Annotated in this window: 23 protein-coding genes and 2 pseudogenes; 12 read left to right on the forward strand and 13 right to left on the reverse strand. The window is 64.7% G+C overall.

Annotated elements, in window-relative coordinates:
* Positions 1–28 precede the first annotated feature (28 nt).
* The gene (locus tag ACFTWF_RS33850; RefSeq protein WP_378465448.1) at positions 29–979 is read right to left on the reverse strand and encodes an AraC family transcriptional regulator; all 951 of its coding nucleotides are present in this window, start codon (positions 977–979) and stop codon (positions 29–31) included.
* Positions 980–1815: 836 nt separating this feature from the next.
* On the opposite strand from ACFTWF_RS33850, the gene ACFTWF_RS33855 reads away from it, so the two are divergent.
* From ACFTWF_RS33855 to ACFTWF_RS33870, 4 genes are all read left to right on the forward strand, one after another.
* On the forward strand, positions 1816–2592 hold the full coding sequence (locus ACFTWF_RS33855; RefSeq protein ID WP_378465449.1) for a TetR/AcrR family transcriptional regulator: 777 nt from the start codon (positions 1816–1818) through the stop codon (positions 2590–2592).
* A 261-nt stretch (positions 2593–2853) separates the two neighbouring features.
* Positions 2854–4479 (forward strand): class I adenylate-forming enzyme family protein, encoded by a 1626-nt coding sequence (locus tag ACFTWF_RS33860; protein ID WP_378465450.1) that lies wholly within the window; start codon positions 2854–2856, stop codon positions 4477–4479.
* A gap of 12 nt (positions 4480–4491) precedes the next feature.
* On the forward strand, positions 4492–5370 hold the full coding sequence (locus ACFTWF_RS33865) for an SDR family oxidoreductase (RefSeq protein ID WP_378465451.1): 879 nt from the start codon (positions 4492–4494) through the stop codon (positions 5368–5370).
* 19 nt (positions 5371–5389) lie between these two features.
* Complete coding sequence (locus ACFTWF_RS33870; protein ID WP_378465452.1) at positions 5390–6214, forward strand: enoyl-CoA hydratase/isomerase family protein; 825 nt, start codon at positions 5390–5392, stop codon at positions 6212–6214.
* 666 nt (positions 6215–6880) lie between these two features.
* Here the strand turns inward: ACFTWF_RS33870 and ACFTWF_RS33875 are convergent.
* Both ACFTWF_RS33875 and ACFTWF_RS33880 read right to left on the reverse strand, forming a co-directional pair.
* Positions 6881–7099 carry a hypothetical protein gene (locus tag ACFTWF_RS33875; protein WP_378465453.1) on the reverse strand — a complete coding sequence of 73 codons (219 nt, stop codon included), beginning with the start codon at positions 7097–7099 and terminating at the stop codon, positions 6881–6883.
* Complete coding sequence (locus ACFTWF_RS33880) at positions 7096–7293, reverse strand: hypothetical protein (RefSeq protein WP_378465454.1); 198 nt, start codon at positions 7291–7293, stop codon at positions 7096–7098. Before ACFTWF_RS33880 ends, ACFTWF_RS33875 begins: the two co-directional genes overlap by 4 nt.
* Before the next feature lie 443 nt (positions 7294–7736).
* Here ACFTWF_RS33880 and ACFTWF_RS33885 point away from each other — a divergent pair, with 443 nt between their 5' ends.
* Complete coding sequence (locus ACFTWF_RS33885; protein ID WP_378465455.1) at positions 7737–8261, forward strand: transposase; 525 nt, start codon at positions 7737–7739, stop codon at positions 8259–8261.
* A gap of 455 nt (positions 8262–8716) precedes the next feature.
* Here ACFTWF_RS33885 and cofC read toward each other — a convergent pair whose 3' ends face one another.
* The 6 genes and pseudogenes from cofC to gnd all read right to left on the reverse strand — a co-directional run bounded on the left by cofC (position 8717) and on the right by gnd (position 15946).
* Positions 8717–9325 (reverse strand): 2-phospho-L-lactate guanylyltransferase, encoded by a 609-nt coding sequence (cofC, locus tag ACFTWF_RS33890; protein ID WP_378465456.1) that lies wholly within the window; start codon positions 9323–9325, stop codon positions 8717–8719.
* A gap of 26 nt (positions 9326–9351) precedes the next feature.
* Entirely contained in the window at positions 9352–11877 is a 2526-nt protein-coding gene (locus tag ACFTWF_RS33895) for a bifunctional FO biosynthesis protein CofGH (protein ID WP_378465497.1), read from the reverse strand.
* 169 nt (positions 11878–12046) lie between these two features.
* Positions 12047–12409 carry a WhiB family transcriptional regulator gene (locus ACFTWF_RS33900; protein WP_378465457.1) on the reverse strand — a complete coding sequence of 121 codons (363 nt, stop codon included), beginning with the start codon at positions 12407–12409 and terminating at the stop codon, positions 12047–12049.
* The gene (pgi, locus tag ACFTWF_RS33905) at positions 12409–14055 is read right to left on the reverse strand and encodes a glucose-6-phosphate isomerase (protein ID WP_378465458.1); all 1647 of its coding nucleotides are present in this window, start codon (positions 14053–14055) and stop codon (positions 12409–12411) included. The genes ACFTWF_RS33900 and pgi overlap by 1 nt, the downstream gene beginning before the upstream one ends.
* A 5-nt stretch (positions 14056–14060) precedes the next feature.
* A complete protein-coding gene (gene fgd / locus ACFTWF_RS33910) occupies positions 14061–15053 on the reverse strand; it encodes a glucose-6-phosphate dehydrogenase (coenzyme-F420) (protein WP_378465459.1) in 993 nt (330 codons plus the stop codon).
* A pseudogene (gnd, locus tag ACFTWF_RS33915) lies at positions 15053–15946 on the reverse strand (phosphogluconate dehydrogenase (NAD(+)-dependent, decarboxylating)). Before gnd ends, fgd begins: the two are co-directional and overlap by 1 nt.
* Positions 15947–16120: 174 nt before the next feature.
* Between gnd and ACFTWF_RS33920 the strand changes: the two are divergent.
* The 4 genes and pseudogenes from ACFTWF_RS33920 (at position 16121) to ACFTWF_RS33935 (ending at position 18341) form a co-directional block, all read left to right on the forward strand.
* On the forward strand, positions 16121–16891 hold the full coding sequence (locus ACFTWF_RS33920) for a DeoR/GlpR family DNA-binding transcription regulator (RefSeq protein WP_378465460.1): 771 nt from the start codon (positions 16121–16123) through the stop codon (positions 16889–16891).
* A 479-nt stretch (positions 16892–17370) separates the two neighbouring features.
* A complete protein-coding gene (locus ACFTWF_RS33925; RefSeq protein ID WP_378465461.1) occupies positions 17371–17553 on the forward strand; it encodes a hypothetical protein in 183 nt (60 codons plus the stop codon).
* A 123-nt stretch (positions 17554–17676) separates the two neighbouring features.
* Positions 17677–17868 carry a hypothetical protein gene (locus ACFTWF_RS33930; protein WP_378465462.1) on the forward strand — a complete coding sequence of 64 codons (192 nt, stop codon included), beginning with the start codon at positions 17677–17679 and terminating at the stop codon, positions 17866–17868.
* Between the two features lie 178 nt (positions 17869–18046).
* Positions 18047–18341: pseudogene (locus ACFTWF_RS33935) on the forward strand (DUF4193 family protein).
* A gap of 332 nt (positions 18342–18673) precedes the next feature.
* Here the strand turns inward: ACFTWF_RS33935 and ACFTWF_RS33940 are convergent.
* The 4 genes from ACFTWF_RS33940 to ACFTWF_RS33955 form a co-directional block, all read right to left on the reverse strand.
* Positions 18674–19093, reverse strand: coding sequence for a histone-like nucleoid-structuring protein Lsr2 (locus tag ACFTWF_RS33940; protein WP_378465498.1), 420 nt, complete (start codon positions 19091–19093; stop codon positions 18674–18676).
* A gap of 162 nt (positions 19094–19255) precedes the next feature.
* Entirely contained in the window at positions 19256–20050 is a 795-nt protein-coding gene (locus tag ACFTWF_RS33945) for a helix-turn-helix domain-containing protein (protein ID WP_378465463.1), read from the reverse strand.
* A gap of 267 nt (positions 20051–20317) precedes the next feature.
* A complete protein-coding gene (locus ACFTWF_RS33950) occupies positions 20318–21454 on the reverse strand; it encodes an alpha/beta hydrolase (protein WP_378465464.1) in 1137 nt (378 codons plus the stop codon).
* Positions 21455–21749: 295 nt separating this feature from the next.
* Positions 21750–22076 (reverse strand): hypothetical protein, encoded by a 327-nt coding sequence (locus ACFTWF_RS33955; protein WP_378465465.1) that lies wholly within the window; start codon positions 22074–22076, stop codon positions 21750–21752.
* 566 nt (positions 22077–22642) lie between these two features.
* Here ACFTWF_RS33955 and ACFTWF_RS33960 point away from each other — a divergent pair.
* From ACFTWF_RS33960 to ACFTWF_RS33970, 3 genes are all read left to right on the forward strand, one after another.
* Positions 22643–23353: a Crp/Fnr family transcriptional regulator gene (locus ACFTWF_RS33960; RefSeq protein WP_378465466.1), complete on the forward strand. Its 711-nt coding sequence runs from the start codon at positions 22643–22645 to the stop codon at positions 23351–23353.
* A gap of 249 nt (positions 23354–23602) precedes the next feature.
* Positions 23603–24823 carry an IS110 family transposase gene (locus ACFTWF_RS33965; RefSeq protein WP_378465467.1) on the forward strand — a complete coding sequence of 407 codons (1221 nt, stop codon included), beginning with the start codon at positions 23603–23605 and terminating at the stop codon, positions 24821–24823.
* 659 nt (positions 24824–25482) lie between these two features.
* Complete coding sequence (locus ACFTWF_RS33970; RefSeq protein WP_378465468.1) at positions 25483–26376, forward strand: hypothetical protein; 894 nt, start codon at positions 25483–25485, stop codon at positions 26374–26376.
* Positions 26377–26414 lie beyond the last annotated feature (38 nt).

A 26414-nucleotide genomic window follows, 5' to 3' on the forward strand; every position in this document is an offset into this window, starting at 1 on the left:
GGCGCCCGCGGGGAATCGACGCAGTCGGCTACCGGCGGACGGACCTCAAGGTTTCCGCCGGAAACTCGCCGAACGCTTCGTGATAGCACCGAGCGAAGCGGCCCAGGTGCCGAAATCCCCATCGGTTCGCGATCCCCCTGACCGTACACATCGACGGATCCGCGACCTGCAGGTCTCGGAAAGCACGAGTCAACCGAGTCCGACGTAGGTACGCCATCGGTGACGTGTCCAGGTGCGTCCGGAAACCGTGTTCTAGGGATCTCACGCTGGTGTGCACTCTGCTGGCCAGCTCACCAACCGTGCTGATCGACATAGGATCCGCGTCGATCAACTCCTGGGCTGTCCGAGTAGGTCCGACGGGCACGGCCATTGTCAGCTTGTGGATCAACTCTGAATAGTTGCTGGGCTGTGAGAGCAGCAGGGACGTGGTGACGAGTTCGGCCAGTCGCGCACCACCTGTCGGGTTCTGTGTCAGCGAGCTGACGTCCGTCAGTTCTGCCTCGAGAAGGCGCAGTGCCCGACGGAAAGACGTGTTGCCGGCTTTGTCCAAATCACATCCGGGCTCGAACCGAATCGGCTCGCGCATCGGCTCCCCGGTCAGCTGGACGAGTCCTCTTTCGAGATACTGGTCCTCGATCCGCAGGGATACGAGCTCGGATTCGGGACTCCAATTCTCGAAGAAGGTCGCTTCGTGCGGGTATAACACCGCGCCTTTGCTGCCGGAAACTTCCTGAACCGACCGTGTGGTTGCGACTTGGAGTCCGCCGGAGGGTGCGAAGCACACGACATAACACGATGGCGGGAGTGCCGTCACTCGCACATCGGTACCGAACCGGATGTGCCCATAGGTGATACCGGGAATCCTCAGCACGTGCAACCGGAGATCGAAATCCCGGTCGGTACCAAAGACGTCAAGCTTCGACGGGGCGTACGCCTCCGTGATGGCCTGCAGGGCTACTTCGGGGTGAGCGATCGACATCTTTGCCACTCCGTCGCGCGTGATGTCACCCGCCGTCGCCGCCTCTACCGTCAGCACGTCACTCACCGCTTAGGAGCCACTCGTGGCATAGTTGCCACCATCGGGTTATCCGGGCCGACGACGCCGAATTTCGCTGAACCATCGACGTTAATGTAGTTCTCACGGAGCCCAGTGTGGATACAGTAAATCGGGGATACGTCCATCCAGGCTTTGTCCAGGACATCGATACAGGGCTCGCCGACGATACAGGTCATATCAATATTTCTCTTCTCGTGTGTCCGTTGCGACGCCGCCGTTGATGTTTTGTGGTTCTTGCGACGTCCGTTTCTGCGGCGTACGTGACATCGCCCCATCTTTCCGCCGCCGACACATGTGCTCGCTGACCGACCGACCACGCTGACCGACCGACGATGTGTTTCACACCCGTCGCCGGCCGAAGCGAGTCTTTACGCGAGGTCCGCTTGTGACCGCCGTAGCCGACGATGTCAGAATCTACGCCCGCCCAGCGACGTGCTTCTTGCGCCGATTGCACAAAATATGACCGCCGTCACACCGGGTAGATATGACTTCTGCGCAGAGTTCCAGCTCGACGCAGGTCGCCAATCCAAGACAAGCGGCACGGCGCTGCCCCCTCGAGGCGCGACACGCTGATAGCTGCCCGCCGGACGGGAGCGAAGGTCCAACAAGTGCCCCAGTTCAAGCCATGGCATGTCTTGTCTTGGTGGCAGAACCTTTGCCCGTGCTCCGGACGGGATGGCAATGCCTCGGATCATTTTGCAGAGGACCCCTGGGATGTTCTAACAAGATCCAAGAAGACGTGTAGCTTCCGCCGGTCGATGTCAGTCGCACGGTCCGGTGACCTGCTGTTTTCCGGCGATGTGTCGGTGATGGATTCCGGCGATCTTGGCAAGGATCCCAAGTCGCCGTGCTCTGGCATTCGAGGCGAACATTGCCGGGCGTGCTGGGCCTCTATGCTTCGGTCACCCGTACCGACGAACGATCCAGAGGTTGAATTCATGGCCGATGCCGCACCGGTGGCTCGTCGCCGCGACCCCGACCGCAAGGAGAAGATCCTTGCGGCGGCGGCCGAGTTGGTTGCGCAGCGGGGATTTCACGCCGTATCGATGGCGGACATCGGCGCCCGGGTCGGAATCAGTGGTGCGGCGGTCTATCGACACTTCGACAACAAGGGCACCCTGCTGTTGGCGCTGTTCGATCGTTCCCTCGACGGTCTGCTTTTCGAGGAAAGCGTGATCGTCAGCCGCCGTGAGGACATCCCCGCCGCGCTGCGGAGGCTGGTCGAACGTCAGGTGGACTTCGTGGTCGACGAGCGCGAGTTCGCCCGGGTCTATTACCGGGAGGTCGAGCACCTCTCTCCCGACGACCAGGTCCGGCTACGCCGGAAACAGCGGCAGTATGTCGAGGAGTGGGTGCACATAGTGCGCGAACTTGATCCGTCGCTGGACGAGTCCGCCGCTCGTGTGCTGGTCCATGCCACGATCGGCACGATTCAGTCGGCGCTCGTCCACAACGTCGGCATGCCCGATGATCGGCTCAAGGCGATGCTGCGCCGCGCGGCGTACGCCGTGCTCGGCCTGTCCGACCGGAGCTGAGTGGTCTCCTCGGAACCCTGACTTCCACAGCCCCGGCGATAAGTTACTCATACATAACTTTACCGAGTCTAACGACCCTATGCCTGGCGCGCCGGCATCATGGCGGCCGCGTTGGGAATTGTCGGTGCACTGGGCTTCGCTCGCCGAGGGGCGTCTCGACGATGACCGAATACACCAGAGGGGTTTTGGTCCAATAGTTAATGGTGTATAACTTTTTCTACGTGGCAGATGCGAGCCGCGTCACAGCCAGAAGGGCAAACCATGACTGTCAGCGCAGACCCCGACTTCGAGGACCAGGTGCGCGCCTACCACCAGGCCGGCTACTGGGATCACTCGACGCTTGTTACCGCAATCGATCACTGGGCCGAGGTCGATCCCGGCCACCCGTACATTTCCGACGGCACCAGTACCTACAGCTACGGAGAGTTCCGCCGGAGCGCGTGGAATCTCGCCGGGGGCCTCGTCGGGCTGGGAGTGCGTTCCGGCGACCGGGTCGTCGTCCAGCTACCCAACTGGAATGAGTTCTTCCTCGTCTACGCCGCGATCGCACGGATCGGCGCCGTGATGGTGCCGGTGGTCTCGGTCTACCGTGAGCACGAGGTGCAGTTCATCGTCGAGAACTCCGAGGCCGTCGGTCTGATCACCGCCGGGGAGTTCCGGGGGTTCGACCATGCGGCGATGGGGGCGACGATCGCGGCCGCGGTCCCGAGTGTGTCGTTCCATGTGACGGTCCGCGCGGGCAGTGGTGACGGTCGAGTCGATCTCGCCGCGTTGCTCGCCGCCGAGCACGACACGACGGCACTCCCGCCGGTGCCTGCGGCGGACGACCCGCATCTCATTCTCTACAGCTCGGGCACCGAGTCCCGCCCCAAGGGCTGTCTGCACACCTGGAACACGGCGGCGTTCCTGCCGAAACAGGCGGTGCCGGTGCTGGGTATGGTCCGGTCGGATGTGATGTTCGTGCCGTCGCCGGTCGCGCACACGCTGGGTTTGACCCTCGGCGTCATGGCCCCCACGATCGCGGGGGCACAGGCGCATCTCCTCGATGCCTTCAGCCCGGCCGCCGCCCTCGAACGCATCGACGGATACCACTGCACCGGCACGGCCAGCCCCGCACCGTTCATCCGGATGCTCCTCGACGCCTACGACCCGGCCGTGCACGACGTGTCGCGGCTGCGGTTCTGGCTCACCGCCGGCGCCGCGATTCCCGCGTCGCTGGTACAGGAGGCGCAGGACCGGCTCTCGGGCTGCCGGGTGGTCAGCGCCTACGGGTCCAGCGAGATCATGATGGCCACAGTCTGCCGGCCCGAAGACTCCGTCGAACGCGTCGCTACGTCCGACGGGGCACCGGTACCCGGTGTGGAACTGCGGATCGTCGACTTCGACGAGAAGGAGGCTGTCCCCGGGACCGATGGCGAGATCCGGTACCGCGGGCCGGGCCGGATGCTCGAGTACTGGGGGCGTCCCGAACTCACGGCTGAGGGTCAGGACACCGAGGGGTGGTGGCGCACCGGCGATCTCGGCCGGATCGATGAGCACGGCTACCTGCGGGTGACGGGCCGGATCAAGGACATCATCATCCGGGGCGGATTCAACATCAGCGCCCGCGAAGTCGAAGAAGCGTTGTTGCTGCACCCGGCGGTCGCCGATGTCGCGGTAGTGGGGTTGCCGGACGACGCGGTGGGGGAACGCGCCTGCGCCGTCGTCGTGGCGCGCGACGATACCCGTCTCACGGTCGACGACCTGCGCCGCCATCTCGCCGAGGAACACAAGATCGCCGTGTGGAAGGTCCCCGAACGCGTCGAGTACGTCGACGAGTTCCCGCGCACCGCGACCGGCAAGATCCAGAAGTTTGCGCTGCGCGCCAAGTACGGCGACCGCGCCTGAGAAGGAGTCACCATGCCGTATCGATCCGTATATGCACCAGGGCTGTTCGCTGGTCAGACGGTCGTCGTCACCGGCGGGGGCAGCGGCATCGGCCGCTGCACCGCGCACGAACTCGCCTCGCTCGGCGCACACGTGGCCATCGTCGGCCGCAACCAGGACAAGCTCGACCACGTGCGCGCCGAGATCACCGACGACGGGGGATCGGTGTCGACGCACGTCACCGACATCCGCGACGAGGACGGCGTCGGCGCGGTCGTCGACGCCATCATCGCCGACCGTGGCCGCATCGACGGTCTGGTCAACAACGCCGGCGGCCAGTACCGGTCACCGCTCCAGGACATCTCCACCAAGGGCTTCGAAGCCGTCGTACGCAACAACCTGACCGGCGGCTTCATCGTCATGCGGGAAGTGTTCAACCGCTCAATGGCCCAGCACGGCGGGTCGATCGTGAACATGATCGCCGACATCTGGCACGGCTGGCCCCACTTCTCGCACTCCGCCGCCGCACGTGGCGGCATGTTCACCCTCAGCGAGAGCGCCGCCACCGAGTGGGCGGCCGCGGGAGTCCGGGTCAACACCGTCGCCCCCGGATCGATCGCCTCGAGCGGCCTGGACACCTACGACGAGAAGGACCGCAAGTTCATCCAGGAGGAGGTAACGCCCGGTATTCCGTTGCAGCGCTTCGGTACCGAGGCCGAGGTGTCGGCCGCCATCGTGTACCTGCTCTCCCCGGCCGCCCGGTTCGTCACCGGTACCTGCCTGCGCATCGACGGCGGCGCCCCCAACGCCCGCCGCGGCTGGTGGCAACTGCAGCCGGCCGTCCACAACGAGCCGTTCGACGGATTCCACCGCTCGACGGCCCCCGAGATCCTCACCGCGGTCTCGTCCTAAATCCGATAAGGAGAACATCATGTCCAAGGTCGTCTACGACAAGCGCGGTCCCGTCGCCCACATCCGGCTCAACCGCCCCGAGGTCAAGAACGCCATCGACGTCGAAACCCACGAACTGCTCCGCGAGATCTGGGCGGACTTCGCCGCCGACGACAACCTGCGGGTGGCGGTGCTCACCGGAACCGGCGACGCCTTCTGCGCCGGCGCCGATCTCAAGACACACGTGCCGACGTGGAGCGACGGCGGACCGATGCTGGCCCGCAACAAGCTGCCCGACGGTTTCGCCGGGGGTATCACGCGCGGCCAGCACCGCATCTACAAGCCGATCGTCGCCGCGCTCAACGGCTGGGTCCTCGGCGGAGGCCTCGAGCTCGCCCTCGCCTGTGACATCCGGATCGCCTCGGACAAGGCCCAATTCGGCTCGTTCGAACTGCGCCGGGGCATGCACCCCGCCGACGGCGGCATCGTGCGGCTGGTCAACACCGCCGGTGTCGGAATCGCCCTCGAGATGGAACTGACCGGTGAGCCGATCGACGCCCAGCGCGCGCTGGGCGCCAACCTGGTCTCCCGGGTCGTTCCGCATGACGACCTCGAGTCCGCGACCAACGATCTTGTGGCCAAGATCCTGCGCAACGACCAGAAAGCCATGGAATCGGCCAAGGAAACGATCTTCGAGGTCATCGGCCGACCGCTCGACGACCAACTCAAACTCGAAGCCCTACTCGGGTACGCGCTCTGCGGCGACAACCCCGCGATCAGTGAACGATCAGCTCAGTTCTTCGACAAGTCCGATCCCGGCCGCGCCGGCACACACCAGGTCGCTCTCGAGACCGAGAGCGTCTGATCGACGCCGCCACGCGGGGGCGTCGTCGCCGACGCTCCCGCCGAGCTCACCGAGAGGAGAAAGATGCCGACCGACATACGAATACCAGCAGAGAACCTCCTCGGTGCGTCGAAAGTCGGGGTTTCGCTCAGCTCATGAACTCGCCTCACTCCTGAACTGAGCATCGGGACCCGACCGACATGAAATGTGGAAACTGACACGTCACGACACGAAATCTGGAAACCGACAGAAGACCGTGGAACAACAGAACCCCGGACCGGACCTTTCGGCAACTATCGCGAGCAGGACGACCAAAGGTGTTGCCGAAAGGTCGAAGTACCGTACCGGGCCGGGGACGAGAGCTGCGGGCTGTTCGCTCCGCAGCGGCGTTGACGGATGCCTAGCTCATCCTCTCGGTCCCGGGCGAACCCCTCCGGGGCGCCACCGTTTCACCGCCTACCGCCAGGTGTGCGTCGTGGGGGCTCCGAAGAACACCGCGAATATCCATAACCCCCACCCCCGAGCGTCACCGACACCGTTCGCCAGGGAGGCGAACGAGAACGCCACCCAGGGCAACATCACTAGTTGCACTGCAGCCGATCCGGCGATTCTGGCCCAAATCATAGATTTCCCCCTACAGGTTTCGGACGCCGTCCGGATTCTGATGCACTCGGCAGGTCACGGTCGTTATGCGGTGAGCTGGCGGTAGATGCGACCCCATTCCGCTTCGTAGTGCACCGGGTCGAGATTCGCCGCGTCGAGGGAATCGAGCTGGGTGGCAATCTTCTCGAGCCGGGCCCCTTCGCCGCGTATCCCACTGCGTGCCGCGTAGATGCGGAGGCATCGCGTCTGCTTGTTGACCCGGGACACGGCCAGGGCGACACCAGTCCAGAGTCCGATGATCACGACGAGTGCGATCGCGGCTCCGAGACACCGACACGCAGTTCGATCTCCGCTGCGGTGCGCGCCGCGACCGTGACGGTGTGCGGATCCACCGAGCTGTCGGCCAGGGCCAGGGCCAGGTTCGGCAGCGCCGGGTCGGAATCGGCGCTGAGATCTCCGGGCTGCGCGGACATGGAGGGGTGAGGCTGTGCCTTCACGGACCGGCACCCGCTGTCCCGAAATTTTAATCAGACCTGCGGTGACGGCACGTCCTCCGATAGGTCGCCGCACCCGCGGCGTGCTTGGCGACGTGCTCGCTCTCGCTGCGGCCCGAGCCGCCGCGCGGGCGCCGGCGACCACGCACTGAATCGAGGAGCAGAGGAGACTATGACCATGACCGGCGCCGAGGTGAACACTCCCAGGGGTCGCCGACACGGACGTCGGATCTCAGTGCTTTGCTCTCTGCCATCGACGGCCGAGAGCAGATCACCATCCCCACCACGGCCTAACCCCTGCCACGGCAACCGGTGTCAGGATGGGATCGACTGAGTGCGTGATTGAGGACTCGCCGAGGTGTGCCTCTGCTGTGGTCAGTGCATGGAAGTGGGCTCCTGGTTGGGTTGGTGAGGTTGAAGTCACAGCCGAACCGAGGAGCCCGCCCATGCCGTCATCGTCCATCTCACCGTGCCCGTCGTGTCCGCCCGACGCGATCGGCGGGCACGGTTGCGCTGTGTACCCGTCGTCGGTCACCGACGCCCAGTGGGAGATCCTGCAGCCGCTGCCGCCGCCGGGCAACACCGCGGGTCGCGGCGGCAGACCCGAGAAGCACTGCCGCCGGATCGTATTGGATGCGATCCTGTACCTGGTTCGGGGTGGGATCGCGTGGCGGCAGCTGCCGGCGGAGTTTCCGCCGCTCGGGACGGTGTACGCGATCTTCGTGCGTAGGATCCGTGGCGGTGTCTGGCAGCGCATCCTCGACACGCTGCGCGACCGGCTGCGGGTGCGGGCCGGAAGGGATCGCGGTCCAACCGCGGCGATCGTTCGCAGACTGTCCCGGTCGCCGACACGGTGCCCCGATATATTTTCCGCGCCTTGCCGTACCGACTGGTTCGTACTGGGGTGCCGGAGTTCGGGAGGCTCATTTCGCGGCCGCGATCGCACTCCTTCCCCGCGCGGGTACATGTAATTTAGGGGCACGCCGCCGGCGCCGCTGTTTCTCCGGATCCCTGTGCCTGCCGCCGCGTCGGCCCACTGTCGGCCGGGATGCGGATGCAGATTCAGCCGTATCCTTGCGGTTAGGTCGCTTCCTCGCGCTCGTTCATGATCGCGGCGAAGTCGTGTACGAGGCGGCGGGTGATGGCCAATGCGGGACTGCGCGCGAGCAGTGCATCGAGTTGGCTGCGGTCGTCCTCGGTGATGCGGGCCGCGTCGGCGAGCCCGACGCGCGCTCGAGATGATCAAGTGGCAGACCGCTTCCGCGCCCGAGGAATTGCGTGATCAGATCCGCAATCCCACCCGGATGCAGCTGATCCACACCCTCGGCGCCTGGCGGCCTGACCGCTGCCTTCGCCGCCGACCACCATCGTCGACGAAAAGGCTGGGCGCATCGCCATCAGCGAAATCGCCCTGGACTGAACCAAGCTAAACGGGTACTCGCCAGCGATTCAGGACCATACTGGTGGCGTCACCGACCCTGTGTGCTCGCGGTCGGCGAAGATCGGCGAGTTCGTCTACGTCGTTGCGTAAGTTGGGCACTGGAGCATCGAGTGCTGCGAGGCCGGCCTCGGCATGAGCGCTCGCCGAGTTCGGACCGAAACGGTGGACCACGGCGTCGGTCGATGCTGCTGTCACGCATGTTGTGCCCGTGCCGGTGGCGTCAGCCAGGAAGGCCCGCAGGTGTTCGCGTGCAGAGTCGAACAGCATGTCGACCGCGTCAGCAGTCGCATAGGGCAGGTCCGGGAGGACGACGGCCACCGGCCCGGAATGTCTTATTCTTCGGAGCCTTTCGATACCGCAGTCTATCGCGGCAGGGAGACCCGTCTCACCGTCGGGAACGATGTCACACCGCCCCCGCACCCACGCCTGGATGGTAGCGTCGCGCGAGACCACCACGATCCGCTCCACCTCGGTGCAGCCTTCGAGCGCGGCGATGGTGTCGAGGAAGAACGCCAACGCCAGCTGCGAACGCATCGCGCCGGATACCCGAAGCCGGCTCTTCGCCGTCCTCAACGATCTGATCGGCACCACCACCGCGTAGCGGCCGGCCCCGGTCGCGGTCATAACAGCGCGGGGAGGGTGTGCGGGCGGGCGTGGGTGGTGGTGCGTTCGCGGGCCGGGCGGCCGATGCCCTCGGCGATGGCCCGCAACTCTTCGACGGTCTTCTCCGAGCCGTGCTCGGAACCGGCCATCCGGGAAATGGTTTCCTCCATCAACGTCCCCCCGAGATCGTTCGCCCCGCCCCGCAACATCACCTGCGTACCCGTCACCCCCAACTTGACCCAACTGGTCTGAATGTTCGGGATCCGCCCGTGCAACATGATCCGCGCCAACGCATGCACCGCCCGATTGTCCCGGTTGGTCGGGCCCGGCCGCGACGCCCCCGCCAGATACAGCGGCGCACTCTGATGCACGAACGGCAACGGCACGAACTCCGTAAAGCCGCCGGTCCGGTCCTGAATCCCGGACAACACCCGCAGATGCCCCACCCAATGCCGCGGATTGTCCACATGCCCGTACATCATCGTCGAACTCGACCGCAACCCCACCTCGTGGGCCGTGGTCACCACCTCGATCCAGGTGGCGGTGGGCAGTTTGCCCTTGGTGAGCACCCACCGCACCTCGTCGTCGAGGATTTCCGCGGCCGTGCCGGGAATGGTGTCCAACCCGGCCTCCCGCAGCTCCGTCAGCCAGTCCCGGATGCTCTGCCCGCCGCGGGAGGCGCCGTTGACGATCTCCATCGGGCTGAACGCGTGCACGTGCATCGACGGCACCCGCGCCTTCACCGCGCGCACCAGATCCGCATACCCGGCCACCGGGAGTTCCGGATCGATACCGCCCTGCATGCACACCTCCGTCGCCCCCGCCACGTGCGCCTCCCACGCCCGGTCCGCGACCTGGTCGGTGGACAGGGTGAACGCATCCGCATCCCCCTTGCGCTGCGCGAACGCACAGAACCGGCAGCCGGTGTAGCAAATGTTGGTGAAATTGATGTTCCGGTTCACCACATACGTCACCTCGTCCCCGACCGCATCGACGCGCAGCGCATCGGCCAACGCCACCACCGCCTCCAGCCCCGCACCGTCCGCGGTCGCCAACGCCAGATACTCGTCGTCCGACAACCCGGCCGGATCCCGTTCCGCGGCCCGCAGCGCCGCCAGCACATCGGTGTCCACCCGCACCGGGCCACTGAGTTCGAGCACCTGTTCGCGGACGGTGTCCCAGTCCCCGAACGCACTGCCCAGATCGCTGCGGGTGTCGGTGTGACGGCCGGCGGTGTCGATCTCGGTGTGCAGGTCCACCCGCCCCGCCGACTCCCACGACTCGTCCGGCTCCTGCCACGGCAACCCCACCGGTGTCACATCCTGTCGCGCCAGCCCGGTGCTCGGGTCGGCGAGGGCCTGCACGTGCCCGGTGATCCGCGGATCGATCCACGGCGCACCGGCCAGCACGAACTGCGGCTGCGCCGCCGTCCGCTCGGTCAGGACGAACCCGGCGGCCGCGGTGATTTCGGCGAGGGTGTCCAGGTTCGGCCACGGCCGCTCCGGGTTCACATGATCCGGCGTCAGCGGTGACACCCCACCCCAGTCGTCGACCCCGGCCCCCAACAACGCGGCGCACTCGGTGGTCGAGACCAGGTTCGGCGGCGACTGGATCCGCATCCCCGGGCCCAGCAGCAACCGGGACACCGCGATCGCCGCCAGGAACTCCTCCAGGCCCGCGTCCGGGGTGTCGCGCATCGCGGTGTCCGGCTTGGCCAAGAAGTTCTGCACGATCACCTCCTGAACGTGCCCGAACGCCTTGTGGGACTTGCGGATCGCCAGAATCGACTCGGCCCGCTCGCGCACGGTCTCCCCGATCCCGACCAGGATGCCGGTGGTGAACGGCACACTGAGCCGGCCCGCGTCGGTCAGGGTCCGCAACCGCACCGCCGGATCCTTGTCCGGGCTGCCGTAGTGGCACTGCCCCTTGTCGGTGAACAACCGGGTGGAGGTGGTTTCGAGCATCATGCCCATCGACGGGGCGACCGGCTTGAGTCGGGAGATCTCCTCCCAGCTCAGCACCCCCGGGTTCAGGTGCGGCAGCAGCCCGGTCTCCTCGAGCACCCGGATCGACATCGCCCGCAGGTAGTCCAAGGTGGAGTCGTAGCCGCGCTCGTCGAGCCACTGCTTCGCCTCCGGCCACCGGTCCTCGGGACGGTCGCCCAATGTGAACAGGGCTTCCTTGCAGCCCAATTCGGCGCCCTGCCGGGCGATCTCGAGGACCTCGTCGGGTTCGAGATACGCGCCGCGTCCCTCGGCCCGCAACTTGCCGGGCACCGTCACGAACGTGCAGTAGTGGCACTTGTCCCGGCACAACCGGGTCAGCGGGATGAACACCTTCCGCGAATACGTGACGGCCTTCGGTCTGCCCGCCGCCAGCAACCCGGCATCGCGCACCTTCGCCGCCGACGAACACAGATCGGCCAGGTCCTCGCCGCGGGCCTGCAGCAGCACCGCCGCCTCGTCCACGTTCACCGTCGCACCGTCGCGGGCACGGCGCAGCACCCGCCGCATCGCGGACGGAGTCGGGTCGGGTGCGGGCATTGAGCGTTCAGTCACAAGGTGTCCTGTCTACGGCTGGTTCCCGAGCGAAGTACCGATCGGGTTGGACGCGGCGATGTTGCACCTAAAGGTGCCTGAGCCCGACGACTTTCAGCAGCCGGAGAACCGCGCTGCGCATGCCTTGCCCGGTGTGCGACGTCGCTACTGAGTTCTACTGTGCAGGAAGAACAGAGTCCCATGAGGTCCTACTGTCGGCGTCGTCTCCTCGTGGGGTGGACGTTGATGAGCTTTCCGACTCACGCAAACGTCGAAGTTTCCTTCGCTCGTCCCCGGTGTAACCGCCCCAGATGCCATGGGTTTCGCGTGCTTCGAATGCGTAGTTCAGACACTGGGCCCGCACAGGGCAACGCAGGCAGACCTTCTTGGCCGCGCGTACTCTATCTGCTCGGGGCTCGCCTCGTTCATTGTCGAGGTAGAAGAACACCGCCGGATCGGCATCCCGGCATGCCGCGGCCAGTTGCCAATCCCAGGACTCGGCGACCGGTGACGGAAGTTTCAACATCAACGCGGGCATTACCGTGCGTCCCGTGCTCTGCGGTACTCGCGGATCAATCCGTCGGTGGAACTGTCCCCGGCCGGAGCGGGACCGTCGCGATCCCACAGCGCCGGTCCCAGTTCCATTGCCGATGTCTTGCCGAGCTCGACTCCCCACTGGTCGAACGAGTCGATGCCCCACACGACGCCCTGGACGAATACCTGGTGCTCATAGAGTGCGATCAATTGGCCCAGCGTGGACGGTGTGAGCCTCGTACCGAGGATCGTGGTGGAGGGCCGGTTGCCGGGCATCACCTTGTGCGCGACCAGCTCTGTCTCGGTGCCCTCGGCAGCGATCTCGCCGGCGGTCTTGCCGAACGCGAGCACCCGAGATTGGGCGAACAGGTTCGCCATCAGCACCGAGTGCATCGACCCCACCCCGTCTAGGGAAGGTAGATCCTCGATCGGCTGGGCGAAGCCCAGGAAATCTACCGGAATCAACCGGGTGCCCTGATGGAGCAGCTGATGGAACGCGTGCTGACCATTCGTACCAGGCTCACCCCAGAACACCTCTCCGGTCGCCACCGCCACCGGACTGCCGTCCGCCCGCACCGACTTGCCGTTCGACTCCATCGTCAACTGCTGCAGATACGCCGGGAACCGTCCGAGATCGTGCGCATAGGGCAGCACCGCGCGAGAATCGGCGCCGAAAAAACTCGCATACCAGACCCCGAGCAAGCCCAGCAGAACCGGCGCGTTAGTCTCGAGCGGAGCGGTTTGGAAGTGCTCATCCACCTTCCGGAACCCACCCAGGAACTCGGCGAACCCATCCCGCCCGATCGCGGCCATCACCGCGAGGCCGACAGCCGAGCTCACAGAATATCGACCCCCGACCCAATCCCAGAACCTGAACACGCTATCCGGGGCGATCCCGAACGCCGCCACCCGCTCCGTGTCGGTGGAGACGGCAGCGAAATGCTGCGGCACCGCGGCATCCCCCAGCGCGTCGGTGACCCAGCGGCGGGCCGCCTGCGCGTTGGTCATCGTCTCCAAAGTGGAGAACGTCTTGGACACCACCACGAACAGCGTGGTCGCCGGGTCGAGGTCCGAGAGCGTGGACAGCAGGTCGGTGGGGTCGAGATTCGACACGAACCGCACCTGCGGTCCGTCCGCGTAGTGCCGCAGGGCGCGATAGACCATCGCGGGACCGAGGTCGGAGCCGCCGATGCCGATGTTCACGACGGTGCGGATGGGTTTCCCGGTGGCACCGCGCCACTCACCGGACCGCACCCGGTCGGTGAACTTCTCCATTCGATCGAGCACCGCGTGCACGTCCGCGGCCACATCCTGGCCGTGCACGATCAGCTCACCGCCGGGCGGCATCCGCAGGGCGGTGTGCAGCACCGCGCGATCTTCGGAGGTGTTGATGTGCGCGCCCGAGAACATTGCGTCCCGGTGTTCCTCCACGCCCGCGGCCCGAGCCAAATCCAGCAACAGCCCGAGGGTTTCGCGGGTGACGCGGTGCTTGCTGTAGTCGATGTAGAGATCGGCGGCGGTGACCGTCAGATCCCGGCCCCGGTCCGGATGGGTAGAGAATATCTCCCGCAGATGCAGCGGCGCAACGGTTTTTTGGTGGTCGGCGAGTTTCTCCCACAACGAGGTGCCGGCGACCTCCGCGCGGTTCATGCCACTCATGCCAGGGCCCGCAATCGGGGAGCGAGGTCCTTCTCGAACAACTCCAGGAACCGCTTCTGATCGTGCCCCGGCGCATGGAACACGAGGTGGTTCAACCCGGCATCGAGGTACGGCTTGATCTGCGCCACCGCCTCATCGGGATCCGACGCCACGATCCACCGCTTCGCGACCTGCTCGATCGGCAACGCATCCGCCGCCTTCTCCATCTCGATCGAATGCTTCTGCTCCGCCGTCAACGACAACGGCGCCCAGAACCGGGTGTTCTCCAGCGCCAACTCCGGATCCGTGTCATACGAAATCTTGATCTCGATCATCCTGTCGATCTCCGCCACATCCCGCTCCGCCTTCGCCGCACCCTCCGCCACCGCCGGCATCAACTTCTCCGTATACAGCTCCATGCCCTTACCCGACGTGCAGATGAACCCGTCACCACTGCGACCGGCGTACCGGGCCACCACCGGACCACCCGCCGCGATGTACACCGGAATCCCACCCTCGGGCACGTCGTAGATCGACGCCCCCTTCGCCCGGAAGTACTCGCCCTCGAAATCGACCCGGTCACCGAGCCACAGCTCCCGCATCAACCGCACCGACTCCCGCAGCCGCGCGAACCGCTCCTTGAACTCCGGCCACTCCCCCGCATACCCCGTCGCGATCTCGTTGAGCGCCTCACCGGTCCCCACACCCAGCATGATCCGCCCCGGATACAGACACCCCATCGTCGCGAACGCCTGCGCCACCACCGCCGGGTTGTACCGGAACGTCGGCGTCATCACCGACGTCCCCAACTGCAACCGCTCCGTCCGCTCACCGACCGCCGTCATCCACGCCAGCGAGAACGGCGCATGACCACCCTCGTGCCGCCACGGCTGGAAATGATCCGACACCGTCGCCGAATCCATCCCGTGCGCCTCCGCCAGAACACCCAGCTCCACCAACTCCCGCGGACCGAACTGCTCCGCAGACGCCTTATAACCGAACTTGATCACTACTTCACCGCTTCCATTCTCCGAACCTGATGTCCACCGAACTGTTTGCGCAGCGCCGACACCGCCTTCATCGTCGGCGAATCGCGCTGTCGAGAGGAGAATCGCGCGAACAACGCCGCCGAGATCACCGGCACCGGCACCGCATGCGTGATGGCTTCCTCCACGGTCCAGCGACCCTCCCCTGAGTCCTCGGTATACCCGGACATCGAGTTCAATCCTGGATCGTGCCGGAGTGCCTTCACCAGGAGTTCGAGTAGCCAGGAAATCACCACCGTGCCCCGCTGCCACGCCCGCATCACATTGTCGGGAGCGGTGATCCGGGGTTCGGCCGCCAAGAGTTCGTAACCCTCCGCGTAGGCCTGCTTCAACCCGTACTCGATACTGTTGTGCACCATCTTCGCGTAATGACCGGCCCCGACCGGACCCGCGTGCACAAAGCTCTCCTCCCGATTCCCAGCCGGTCGGAGGCATCGAAGATCGGCATCGCACGCGCCACATCAACCTCGTCGCCGCCGACCATCAGCCCGTAGCCTTCCGTCAGGCCCCTCACACCGCCCGACACGCCGCCGCAGTCCAATAAGCCGACCCCCGCTTGCCTAGCGACGCGGAATGGCTCTCGTCGTCGGAGAACCGGGAATTCCCGCCTTCGATCACGAGGTCCCCGGCCGCCAGTAGATATCTGAGTTCGCTGATCACCGAACGAGTCGGCTCGCCGGCCGGCACCATCACCCACATACCTGAGGAACACTCGGGCGAGTGACCATCTCCGCCAATGAACCGACATCCCGAGCTGACGGTTCGCAGTCGTACCCGACGACCTCATGGCCCGCAGCACGAACACGCTCACGCATGGTCCCGTCCATCCGTCCCAGACCTATCAAACCCAATTGCATGGGGAGCTCCTCGACAATTGCTTAGCGATCGGAACGGGACACAAATCCGCGCTGCACGATTTCGCGCACTGAGTGCACACAATGATGCCGTTCGGCCAGCTGAACTGTCAATAACCGCGCATCGATCGCTAGAATCCCCCGACAGGGTTCGAAGCACCGATTGACGAGGAGAGAATGGTGTCCGCCACCGAACGACGGGGTCAGATACTCCAACGCCTCCACATCGACGGCTACGTCGAGGCCAAGGTACTCTCACGCGAGCTCGGTGTGGACTCCTCCACGATCCGGCGCGATCTCGACACACTCGTGCGCTCCGGCCAAGCCGAACGGACCCACGGAGGAGCACGCCCAGTCACAGACGCGTCATCCGAAATACCCTATGCGGTCAAGCAGACCGAACGGCAACAAGAAAAGGTCGCGATCGCACTTGTTGCAGCACGAGAGGTGATGGATGGACAAACCGTCATTCTCGACAGCGGGTCGACCACCTATCAGGTCGCACTCGCACTGCGCCACAAGGCGGATCTGACGATCATCACCAACGACCTCCGCATCGGAAAATACGTGGCCACCATCCCCGGCGTCCGACTGCTGGTGACCGGCGGCGAGCTCCTCGGATCCGTCTTCACACTCGTCGGTGAACGCGCCGTCGACTTCCTGTCCGACTACTCCGCCGACTGGGCCTTTCTCGGCGCCGACGCCCTCGATCCTAAGGCTGGCATCACCAACACCAACACCCTCGAAGTTCCACTCAAGCGGGCAATCATAGCGGCAGCGACCCAGACGATCGTCGTCGCGGATAGTTCAAAGTTCGGACACCGCACCCTCGCCAAAGTTGCGGCCATAGACGAAGTCGACATGATCCTGACGGACGATGGACTTTCGTGTGAGGAGGCCAAACTCTACGGCGACAAAGCCACCCGGGCGAGTACGGCGGGCGAGTAATTTCTGTCGCCTGGCGCGGCGTTTGCGCATGCTCAGACATCGCGGCCTACGCGGGTAAACCACGCTAGCGGCATTCCCTTCCCTCGAGTCCGGTCCGGCCACCGGCAACCGCGCTGCTGTTCGATGCCGAGTTGTCGGCAAAAGGCAAGCCGCGCAGGTCCAGCGCCTCTTCGGCAAAAAGGTGCACCACGCCGCGCAAATGAACAAAGCAGCACTGCCAAGCATGCGGGATCACCGCTCGGCAAATCTCCCTTCCAAGCGGCCGGAGGACCCCGCGCCAACGGACACGTCAGACTCCTTGTAGGCGGTCAGTTCGCTCCGGTTGGGCGGACACGAGAATTCCGGCTCGGCGGTCACGAAACAGCTGATTGACACGCTGGAGTAAATACAGGACGGGGTTCCTTCGCCCGAGTTGGCTTGGTTTGCCGCGCAAACCAACCGACCGAAGGAACCCCCATGACCAAGTGTGCCAGGGAGGGATGGAGATCTTGCAGGCCTACGACCTGACCCAGTGTGCGCGGCGCATTGGTGGGGCACCGACGTATCTGCTGACCGACAATCCCCGAACCGTCACAATAGAACGGATCGCCGGCATCCCCGTCCGCCACCCCGACATCGTCTCCGCAGGAAAGCATTACGGCTGCGTCGTGACACACCTATGAACCGTTCGACTCGGAATCGAAGGGCGGCTCCGAGCACACGGTCAAGATTGCGAAGACCGATCTCATCCCGACCGAGGCGAATCTACTTGAGGATAACCAATTTCGCCGAGCTCCTCGACGCCCGTGAGCAGTGGTGCACAGGCGCACCGCCGTAGTTATCTGCTGCGCACCCGCATCGACCTCGAATCTATCACGGTGACCGACGCCGATATCCTGCTCGCCGACCTCGGACACACGAACCCCAGCCAGCACACCGGCCACCGGACCCGCTCCGCCGACCTGCGGGACCGTCCTTGCCGCCTCTCGAACCTCTGAACCCACTTCTACTCGGCCCCGACATCCACGGAGATCGGATCCGGGCCAAGCGCGACGTCTTTCGGCCGCGGAAGGAGCGGCCACGCAACCCTGCCGCGGACGTGTCGCACCGGCACACCCTCCGATCTGAGAGTCCGAACACGCAGACATTCACCTCAAGTACGAGGAACGGACAGGCATGGCCACCGACTACGACGCACCCCGAGTCACCGAATCCGACAAGTTGACGGACATGTCCCCCGAACAACTGACGGCCAACCGGAAAGGATCCCAGTCCCCCGCCGTGGACGTCGACAACACCTACATCGCCGAATTCTTCGAATTGCCCCGTCGCCGACCTTCCCAGCGAAGACTTCACCGTCCGCGTCATCTCCAGACAATCCGACTAATTCACCTGCACCACCTGCTTTTTCGTCCGCTACCGTAACCGAGTGGCCGACAGTGCACAACTGATCTGCCGAGACTTCGCCTGACAACATCCCTACCGATGCTTCGGACCTCCCCGAACCTTCTAAGGCGGACAATTCTCGAGGATCCGAGCCGACGACTCGGGCTTCTGAACAGTTACTCCGTGATCGTGGCAGACGAGGCCAGGAACGATCGCACCCCGGGACGCTCATGGAGCTTCCCACCCCAGTGATACCACGTCGTTCGTTTCCGGCACCCCTCAAGTCCATAGCACTCAAACCGCCACCTTCGACACCCGTGGCTTCCGATACAAGATCAATATGGAACCCGACGGACGCGTGAATACGCTCGCCCACAACACCGGATATCCGCAGGTTCCATCAGGCAGGCGGGCGACTCACGCGACCGGCATCTTCGTCTGGCGTTGCAGAAGGACCGCTCGAACTCGGCTGGGTCCGACCACGGACGACACTGCGCGGCCCTTGGTCGTCCTCCTCACCTTGCTCGTAGTCGCCTTCTCCGCGGCTGCCTTCTTTACGGCCGTCTTCTTCGCCGGCGTCGTTCTTACCTTTGCCTGACCTTCGTTTGCCTGAACGCCATAGAAGGCTTGCACGATTTCGGCCGGAATCCGACCGCGGGAGGCCACTGCGTGGCCCTCCCCGATCGCCCACTCACGAATCTCCTGGTCGTCGACTTCGCCGCAGCCGCCATCTCCGCGACAACCTCCTTCACAGCTAACGTCTTCGTGGCTGTGTTGTCGGCGGCTGTCTTCGCGGCAGCTTCTTTGTGGTGGTCTTCTCCGCCGAGCAGACGAGATCGAGCCCGCCGGATACGGCGCGTTGCTTGACTACATCAAGTCGCAGCTCCGCACCACCCGGGTCGAGTAGCCGACGAGCTTGTTCGATTACAGGCCCTTGATGGCGCAATGGTAGGGCTCGACCTCGTCGGTGTCTGGGCTGCCGCTATGTCGCGCGGGTGCTCATTCGGCTCGTGTGGAGGAGCTCGTGCTATCGATCACGATGATCATCGCCGCGGCGCGAGGTCGGTTTTCGATGGCGTCGACGGTGAATCCGAGAATCTGAGAGAGCTTCGCCAAGCGATGCGCAACGCTGCTGTGGTGTAGATGCATCCGGTCGGCAGCGGCGCGCAAGGTCCCTGAACGCAGATACACGCGCAGGGTGGACAGAAGTTCGGCACCGGATTCTGTGTCGGTCAGTTCGTGCGCGCGAATCAGGTCCGGAATGCTTTCATGCGCAAGCGAGTTGCCGGGTGCAAGGAGGTTGAGTGCTCCCAACTCTGCGGCGTCGACGAACCGTTGCTCATCCGAGGTCTGACTCAATGCGAAATAGGCGGATCCGACGTAGAGGTGAATTGTCGACGCTGTTGCGGCCAGAGAAATTCCGATGTTGACCGACGGGTCGGTCAAGTGGTCGGAACCCGTCACAGGGACGAGCACGCAGTCGTCGACGGTGACAGGGACTGCACGCCCGGCCGAGGTACGTGGAGTGTGAAGACCCGCATCGGTGGCGTGGACGAGGACTCGGACGTCGGCGGCGGGATCGAGCCCGAGTGCTGCGCAAGCCGTCAGCACCGCCAACTCATCCATGGGAAACAACAAATTGAGCGTGAGTTCCGCGGCCGTCGGTGCTCGACGAGGTTGCAGGATGGACGCCGCGGTCAACGCCATGCGGTCTACGAGCATCTCGTCGAGGGCAAGCGGTGTACCGACGCGTTCGATCCATACCGTGCCGACCACGACGTCGTCGATCACCACGTCCTTGCTCGACGATGGCGGCCGTTGGGGTTGCGGAGACCAGCGGCCTCGCGAATCGCAACGCCTCGCGCCGTGGCCGATCCCAGGCCATCCGGAGACGTCCATACCGACGACACAGTCGGCGAGCGCTGCACTGGCGCGCATCATCGCCGCGGCGTCGGCGCCGTGGCGAATCAGTGCGTCGAAATAGTCGATCACACGTACCAGGCCCGCGGAGTTCGCGTCGAGCTCCGCGAGGCGGTACATCAATCCTTGCATTCAGGAAAACTACGAGGCAGGGGCCAGTGTGCGCAAGCCTCGCCGGAGAGCGTCGAGGGCTTCCGCGTGACCTCGCTTGCTGACTTCAGCGGTCTCAAGTAGAGCAGAACCGTGGAAGGTCCCGGGAAAGGAGTGCAACTCGACGCTGACACCGGCACGGAGCAGGCGGAGTGCGTAGTCGATGCCCTCGTCGCGAAGCGGGTCCAATTCCATCGTGCACAGATATGTCGGGGGAAGACCGGCAAGGTCGGTTGCGCGCGCGGGCGCAGCGTAGATCGACACATTCGGATCCTCGGGGCCGGAGTAGCCCTCGCCCAAATAGAACTGCCACGACAGAATCGCATTGGGACGGTGCCGCAACGGTGTATCCACGAACTCGGTCATCGAAGTGGTGGTCAGCCGGTCGTCCAATTCCGGGATCTCTAACAGCTGGAAAGCGACAGGGACGACTCCTTCGTCGCGCGCCTTGAGCACGGCTCCCGCGGCGAGACCTCCACCGGCGCTCTGACCACCGACCGCGATTCGGGTAGGGTCAATACCCAGCTCATCTGCGTGAGCATGCACATAGGACAGCGCCGCGTAACAGTCGTTCAAAGGCCCGGGGAACGGCGTTTCCGGTGCGAGGCGGTATTCCACGTTGGCGACCGCCAAACCGAGTGCTCGGACGACATCCACACAATAGGGATCGCTGGATTCAGATGTGCCGATGGCGAACCCGCCACCATGAATCCACACAAGAACCGGCAGCGGGCCCTCGACGTTCTGGGGTGTGAAGAATCTGATTGTCACGTCCTGGTCGCCGTCGAGGCCGGGGGCGGTGATAGTGCGCAAGTCGACGCCGTCGTACGACAGGTCGGTCAGCAGGGTCCCGGTCAACGCATCGAACGTGGCCCGGGCCGCCGGGAGGTCACCGAAGTCGATCTTCGGGAGCATCGTGACCGCTGCGGCCAGTTCGGGGTCGAGTGTGGGAAAGTTTGTCATGCAGCCATTCTGCGGCGAGATGTGGTCCACGTCACCCATCATGTGGAGGAAGTAAAAGGGTTGTTGTCCGACGCGCGTCGGTGCCGATGTGCGTTTCGTCGGAATTGCCTGAGGATGACAGGCACCCCATGTGCGCTCTGAATAGGCCAGTTGCTCACTGTCCACGTTTCTAATACGAGTAGTATTGGATTCTCGACGTCGAAGCTCTCGTTGAGAGAATTGAGCGTGCGTATCGAAGCGGCGATGGCGCGGTCGACTTTAAACATCGCTCACGGTGGTAATGGCTTCGGTCGGGCCACTCCGTCCCCGAACAAACGGCCTTAGTCCGATCCGCCCGACCCCCGAGCTGATCGACGTCGTCGCCTCCGAACTCGCCGCCGGCTGAAATGCACCTGGCACGGAGTCAGGTCACCGCTCTGCTGGCGATGGCAACGACCCTGCCCGACCACACCCTAGCCGCCTAGAGCCGGTCGCAGATCGCCTGCAGCGCGTCGGGGTCATCGACCGCGGCGAAGGCGTTGTCGAGTGCAGTGAACCCGAGCCCAGCCCTTGCGGCCTTCCGTTGTGCCCAGTGGTGGCCGTTGATGCAAAGTTTGGCGTTGTAGGGGAAGTACGAGCAGAACTTGAGGAAGAACGGGCCGAAGTCGGCGTCGACGCAGTAGAAGTAGTAGTGGTTGACCATGCCGGTGGACCTGACGATCCACGGGTAGCTCCGACCGTCGGCGTCGCGGCGTTTCTCCGTGCGGAACAGCGGTGTCTTCTCCTGCGCCCGGCCGACGAACACCACACCCGGCTCCGCACGGCTGCCGACTACACCCGTCCCGGCAAACCCGACACCACCTGGGACCCCCAAGCCCGTCCCCCACTCCTACCGGCCTCGAGGACGCGATCACGACCGCAAGACGGTGGCCTGCCCTAACGGCGTGACTGTATTGTTCGCGAAACAAGCCCTGGACCGCGAGCGCTACAACATACCCATTCCGGTCTCGCTGCACCAACTCTGTGCGGGCCGCACCGTCCACATCGGGAACACGACCGTCGGGTGCGGGCCCACCGGGCCTACCGGGCCGGTGGGCCCGCGATGGAGTGAGGCGGCGAGACTCCGGCAGCATCGTTCGATGATCGAACGCAGCATCGCGTGGATGACCCGCGGAGCACGAAGACTGCGGTACCGGGCGTCGCCAAGTACGACTCGTGGTGAAACCTACCGGCGGCGGCGATGAACCTGCAGCGGCTCACCGGCCGCGGATTGAGCTCCTCCTACACGGCCACCCCCCCACCACCTCGATGAATCAGCGAGCACCCTAGACTACAAGCGAGTATAGAAGAAGATGGGAAGCAGGAGTCTCGACAATGGAGTCGTCGCGGTCATCGCAGCCGAACTTATCTGGCCGACGAATTCTGCTCGAAGCCGCATGGGAAGCCAGCCGGTTTGGCGAGCTCTCAGAGTCGGTGAAGCAGGAATTACTGGCGACCGCAACGGTAACCTCCCTGGCCAAAGACGAGATGATTCGGTGGGACGTTCCCATTCTGATGGTTATCGCCACCGGTCGAGTCGGGATCTACGTCAGCTCAACCGAGCGCCTCGCGATGATGCGTCATTTAGGGCCGGGCGAGATGACGGGTTTAGCATCCGCCTTCCGGCCCACGCTGAGCCCGGCACGGCTGCCCTTGATCATCAAGGCCGCAACGCCTGCCCAGATCATGAAGTTGTCGCCGCAGCGTTTGGCCACCGTGGCCCAGCGCGATGGCGCGATCGCGTGGCGGATCGGCCAGTGGTTGGTCGACGACATGGTTGCCGGCCACATGCTTCTCGCCGATGAGATCTTCTTGTCCGTTAAGCAGTTGCTCGCGCGAACACTGCTGGATCTCGCCGTGCAGGAAGGCGGGCGCTGGCTTGTTTACGAGACGCAACAGAATCTAGCCGACGCCATCGGTTCAGTGAGAGCGGTGACAGGACGAGCGCTGTCCGAACTCCGTGACGCGGGACTGTTGGTCCGAGAAGGTCGTGCACTCAGAATTCTCGATCGTGACGGTCTGCGAGCGTCGATCCCCGACGACTAATGGGAGGTACCAAGCCTGGCCAGTCCGGCAGACTTGGTACCTGGTAGCCGCTGGTGGATGAGCACTCTCGTCGACTGGACCGATTAGCCGAGTCCTGAGGTCAGACCGTGCCCCCACCGGCGCGCCAGGAGGTCTGCATCGCTGATGGGATGTCGTGCCCGGCCGAGGTCGTGAGCACTCGACCATTAGTCCGCGAACGACTTCCTGCAGGCTGCCGGCCGGACGCTCGACGATCCCAGGAGGTGCAGGTTGTTGTACATCGGAGACGACTGGGCCGAAGACCACCACGACGTGGAGGTCCAGGACGCACACGGCCGAGTCCGGCGGCGCGAACGGTTACCGGAAGGGATAGCGGGGATCCGCGGATTCGGGGAACTCGTCGGACGGTTCGCCGACGACGACACCGAGTTCGCCGACGTGCTGGTGTGCATCGAAACCGACCGCGGACCCTGGGTACAAGCACTGCTGGCCGCCGGCTACACCGTGTTTGCTGTAGACCCGAAACAGGCTGCGCGACACCGGGAAATCCTCGGAAACTCCGGAGCCAAGAGCGACAAGGGGGACGCGCACGCCCTCGCCGACATGCTCCGCACCCGCCGACATCAACTTCGTGAGGTCGCCGCCGACTCCGAGATCGCGGAGGCGGTCAAGGTCGTCACCCGCGCGCATCAGACGTTGATCTGGGAACGAACCCGACACCTGCTGCGCCTGCGGGTGGCGTTGCGGGACTACTTCCCCGCCGCGCTCGAGGCCTACACGCGGTTCGGGCTGACCTCCACCACGGTGTTGACCCTGTTGGCCAAGGCCCCGGCCCCGGACGCGGCAGCCACGCTCACCCTCCGGCAGATCACCGCCGCGTTGAAGGGCCGCCGCGACATCGACACCAAAGCGGCGGCGATCCAGCAGGTGCTGCGCGCCGAGCACCTCGGCCAACCCGATCCTGTGACTACGGCGTATGCGGCGACGGTGCGGTCGCTCGTTGCGATTCTGACGACGTTGAACACCGAGATCGCGAACCTCGAGAAAGACGTGACGGCGCATTTTGGTCAGCACCCGGACGCTGAGATCCTGCTCAGCCAGCCCGGTCTCGGCGTCGTTCTCGGTCCCCGGGTGCTTGCCGAGTTCGGGGACGCCCCGGGCCGCTATACCAGCGCGAAGGCACGCAAGAACTACGCCGGGACCAGTCCGATCACCAGGCAGTCCGGCAAGATGCGAGTGGTCTCCGCCCGGCACGTGCACAACGATCGGCTTGTCGACGCCCTGCACATGCAGGCCTCCTGCGCGATCCTGCACGATGAGCAGGTCCGTGCCTACTACGACCAGCTCCGCGCCCGCGACGTCAGCCACAACGCTGCTCTGCGGCAGGTCGGCAACAGGCTCGTCGGCATCCTTCACGGTTGCCTCAAGACCCACGCCGCCTACGACCAGGCGACCGCGTGGTCGCACCGTCAGCACACCATCGCTGCTTGACATCCGAGATCCAGGGATGTCTGAGCTGATCTACTGACGATGTGAAGGGGTTGTAGAACGTGAGTGACCCTGCAGGCGGGAGAATCTGGGCAGCCAAGAACAGAAGCACCTCACACGATCACGCCGGTCTTCGATAATTCAATCTCATGTCAGCAGTCGGACTTGTATCGGTGATGCGACTGGCTGAGGCCCGCCGGCCCCGACAATCCGGTCGCGATCATTCAGTCGAGTTTCCTAGCACTGCCGATGCGTCCGGCCAACCCACCGACTTCTGGTTGTCCGCCCTGACCGAGGCCACGCCGATCGCCGAGCTGGTGTGGCGGGCCAAGATCCGCTGGCGTATCGAACTCGACTACCGGGAAGTGAAGCCGGGCTCGGTCTCGCTCTTTTGAAGGCCGTTCCGAGCTGGGCTGGCACCACCACCTCACCTTGGTCCCCGCCTCGCCCCTGCGCCCTTGACAAACCGGCGTACATATCAGTGTGCCAACGTTGATGCGCCTACCTCACAGGCGCCCGGCAGGGTGAGGTCCTGGGCATTCGGTCCGGGGGCTGCCCTGACCCGGCACCTGATGCCGACGGCAAGGTTGGCCGGCACTTGATCCGCAGTACCATGTTCAAGAACGCCGTGGACGAGCACGGCAACCAACGACTCTTCCGGGGTGGAACGCGACATGCCTTGGGTCGCGATTCGTCCCGTCGTCAACGCCATTCGCGTGCTGGAGCGAATGGTTCCCGAGGGAGCGCTCCTGTTCGACCACTACGTTCACGACATCATGTCGCGGCCAGGCGCAGGGTCGCTCATGACGGCCACCCTCGAAACCGGATCGAAGCGTTCGTCGCCTGGGTCAACGCCGAAGCAGCTGCTCACGGGCTGCCCGGTGAGATCATCCCACCTGATCCGAATGGCGCGATCGGAACCGCCCGGTTCCGCCGCGGCCTTGCCTGGCATATCGGCCGCCGCCCGAATGGCCCTGTCGCGCTGGCCATTCAGTATGGGCATCTTCGCACGGCCGTATCGGGCAATTAATGCGGCTCGTAGTCGGGGCGGGATCCAGGACCTGATCGACATCGAGACCGCCCGTGTGGTCGCCGACACCGTCGCCAACCTCCACGACAGCCTGGGGTCCGGTGAGGGTGTGTCTGGTCCGGCCGCCCGGCGGGCGATCAAGGCCGCCGCGACCGCACCTCGCTTCGTCGGCACAGTCATCACCGCCACCACGGCCTGGCGGCTGATCGCGAACGATGACGCCATGATCTACGACAACCCGCACGCACTGCTGCTCTGCCACTACAAGCGGGCCACCGCCCTCTGTCACCGCGACGGGGTCAAGGACACACCCAGCCTGGACCACTGGGTCCCCGGCTGCGGCAACACTATCCGAACCGATCAGCACGCTATCCAGCTCCGCGAGCGCGCTACTGTCATGGACACCCGAGCCGCCCGGGTTCTTGGTCCGCTGGGTGACCGGCTGCGCGCCAACGCCGACAAGCTTCGAGATTACGCCGACACTCATGACCGCACCCGCATCACCTTGACCGAGGACGCAGGATGAACACCGACGAGCGCGACCAGATCCGCGCAGCCATGGAC

This window comes from Rhodococcus sp. NPDC056960, from assembly GCF_042674125.1.
GTDB lineage: Bacteria > Actinomycetota > Actinomycetes > Mycobacteriales > Mycobacteriaceae > Rhodococcus_F.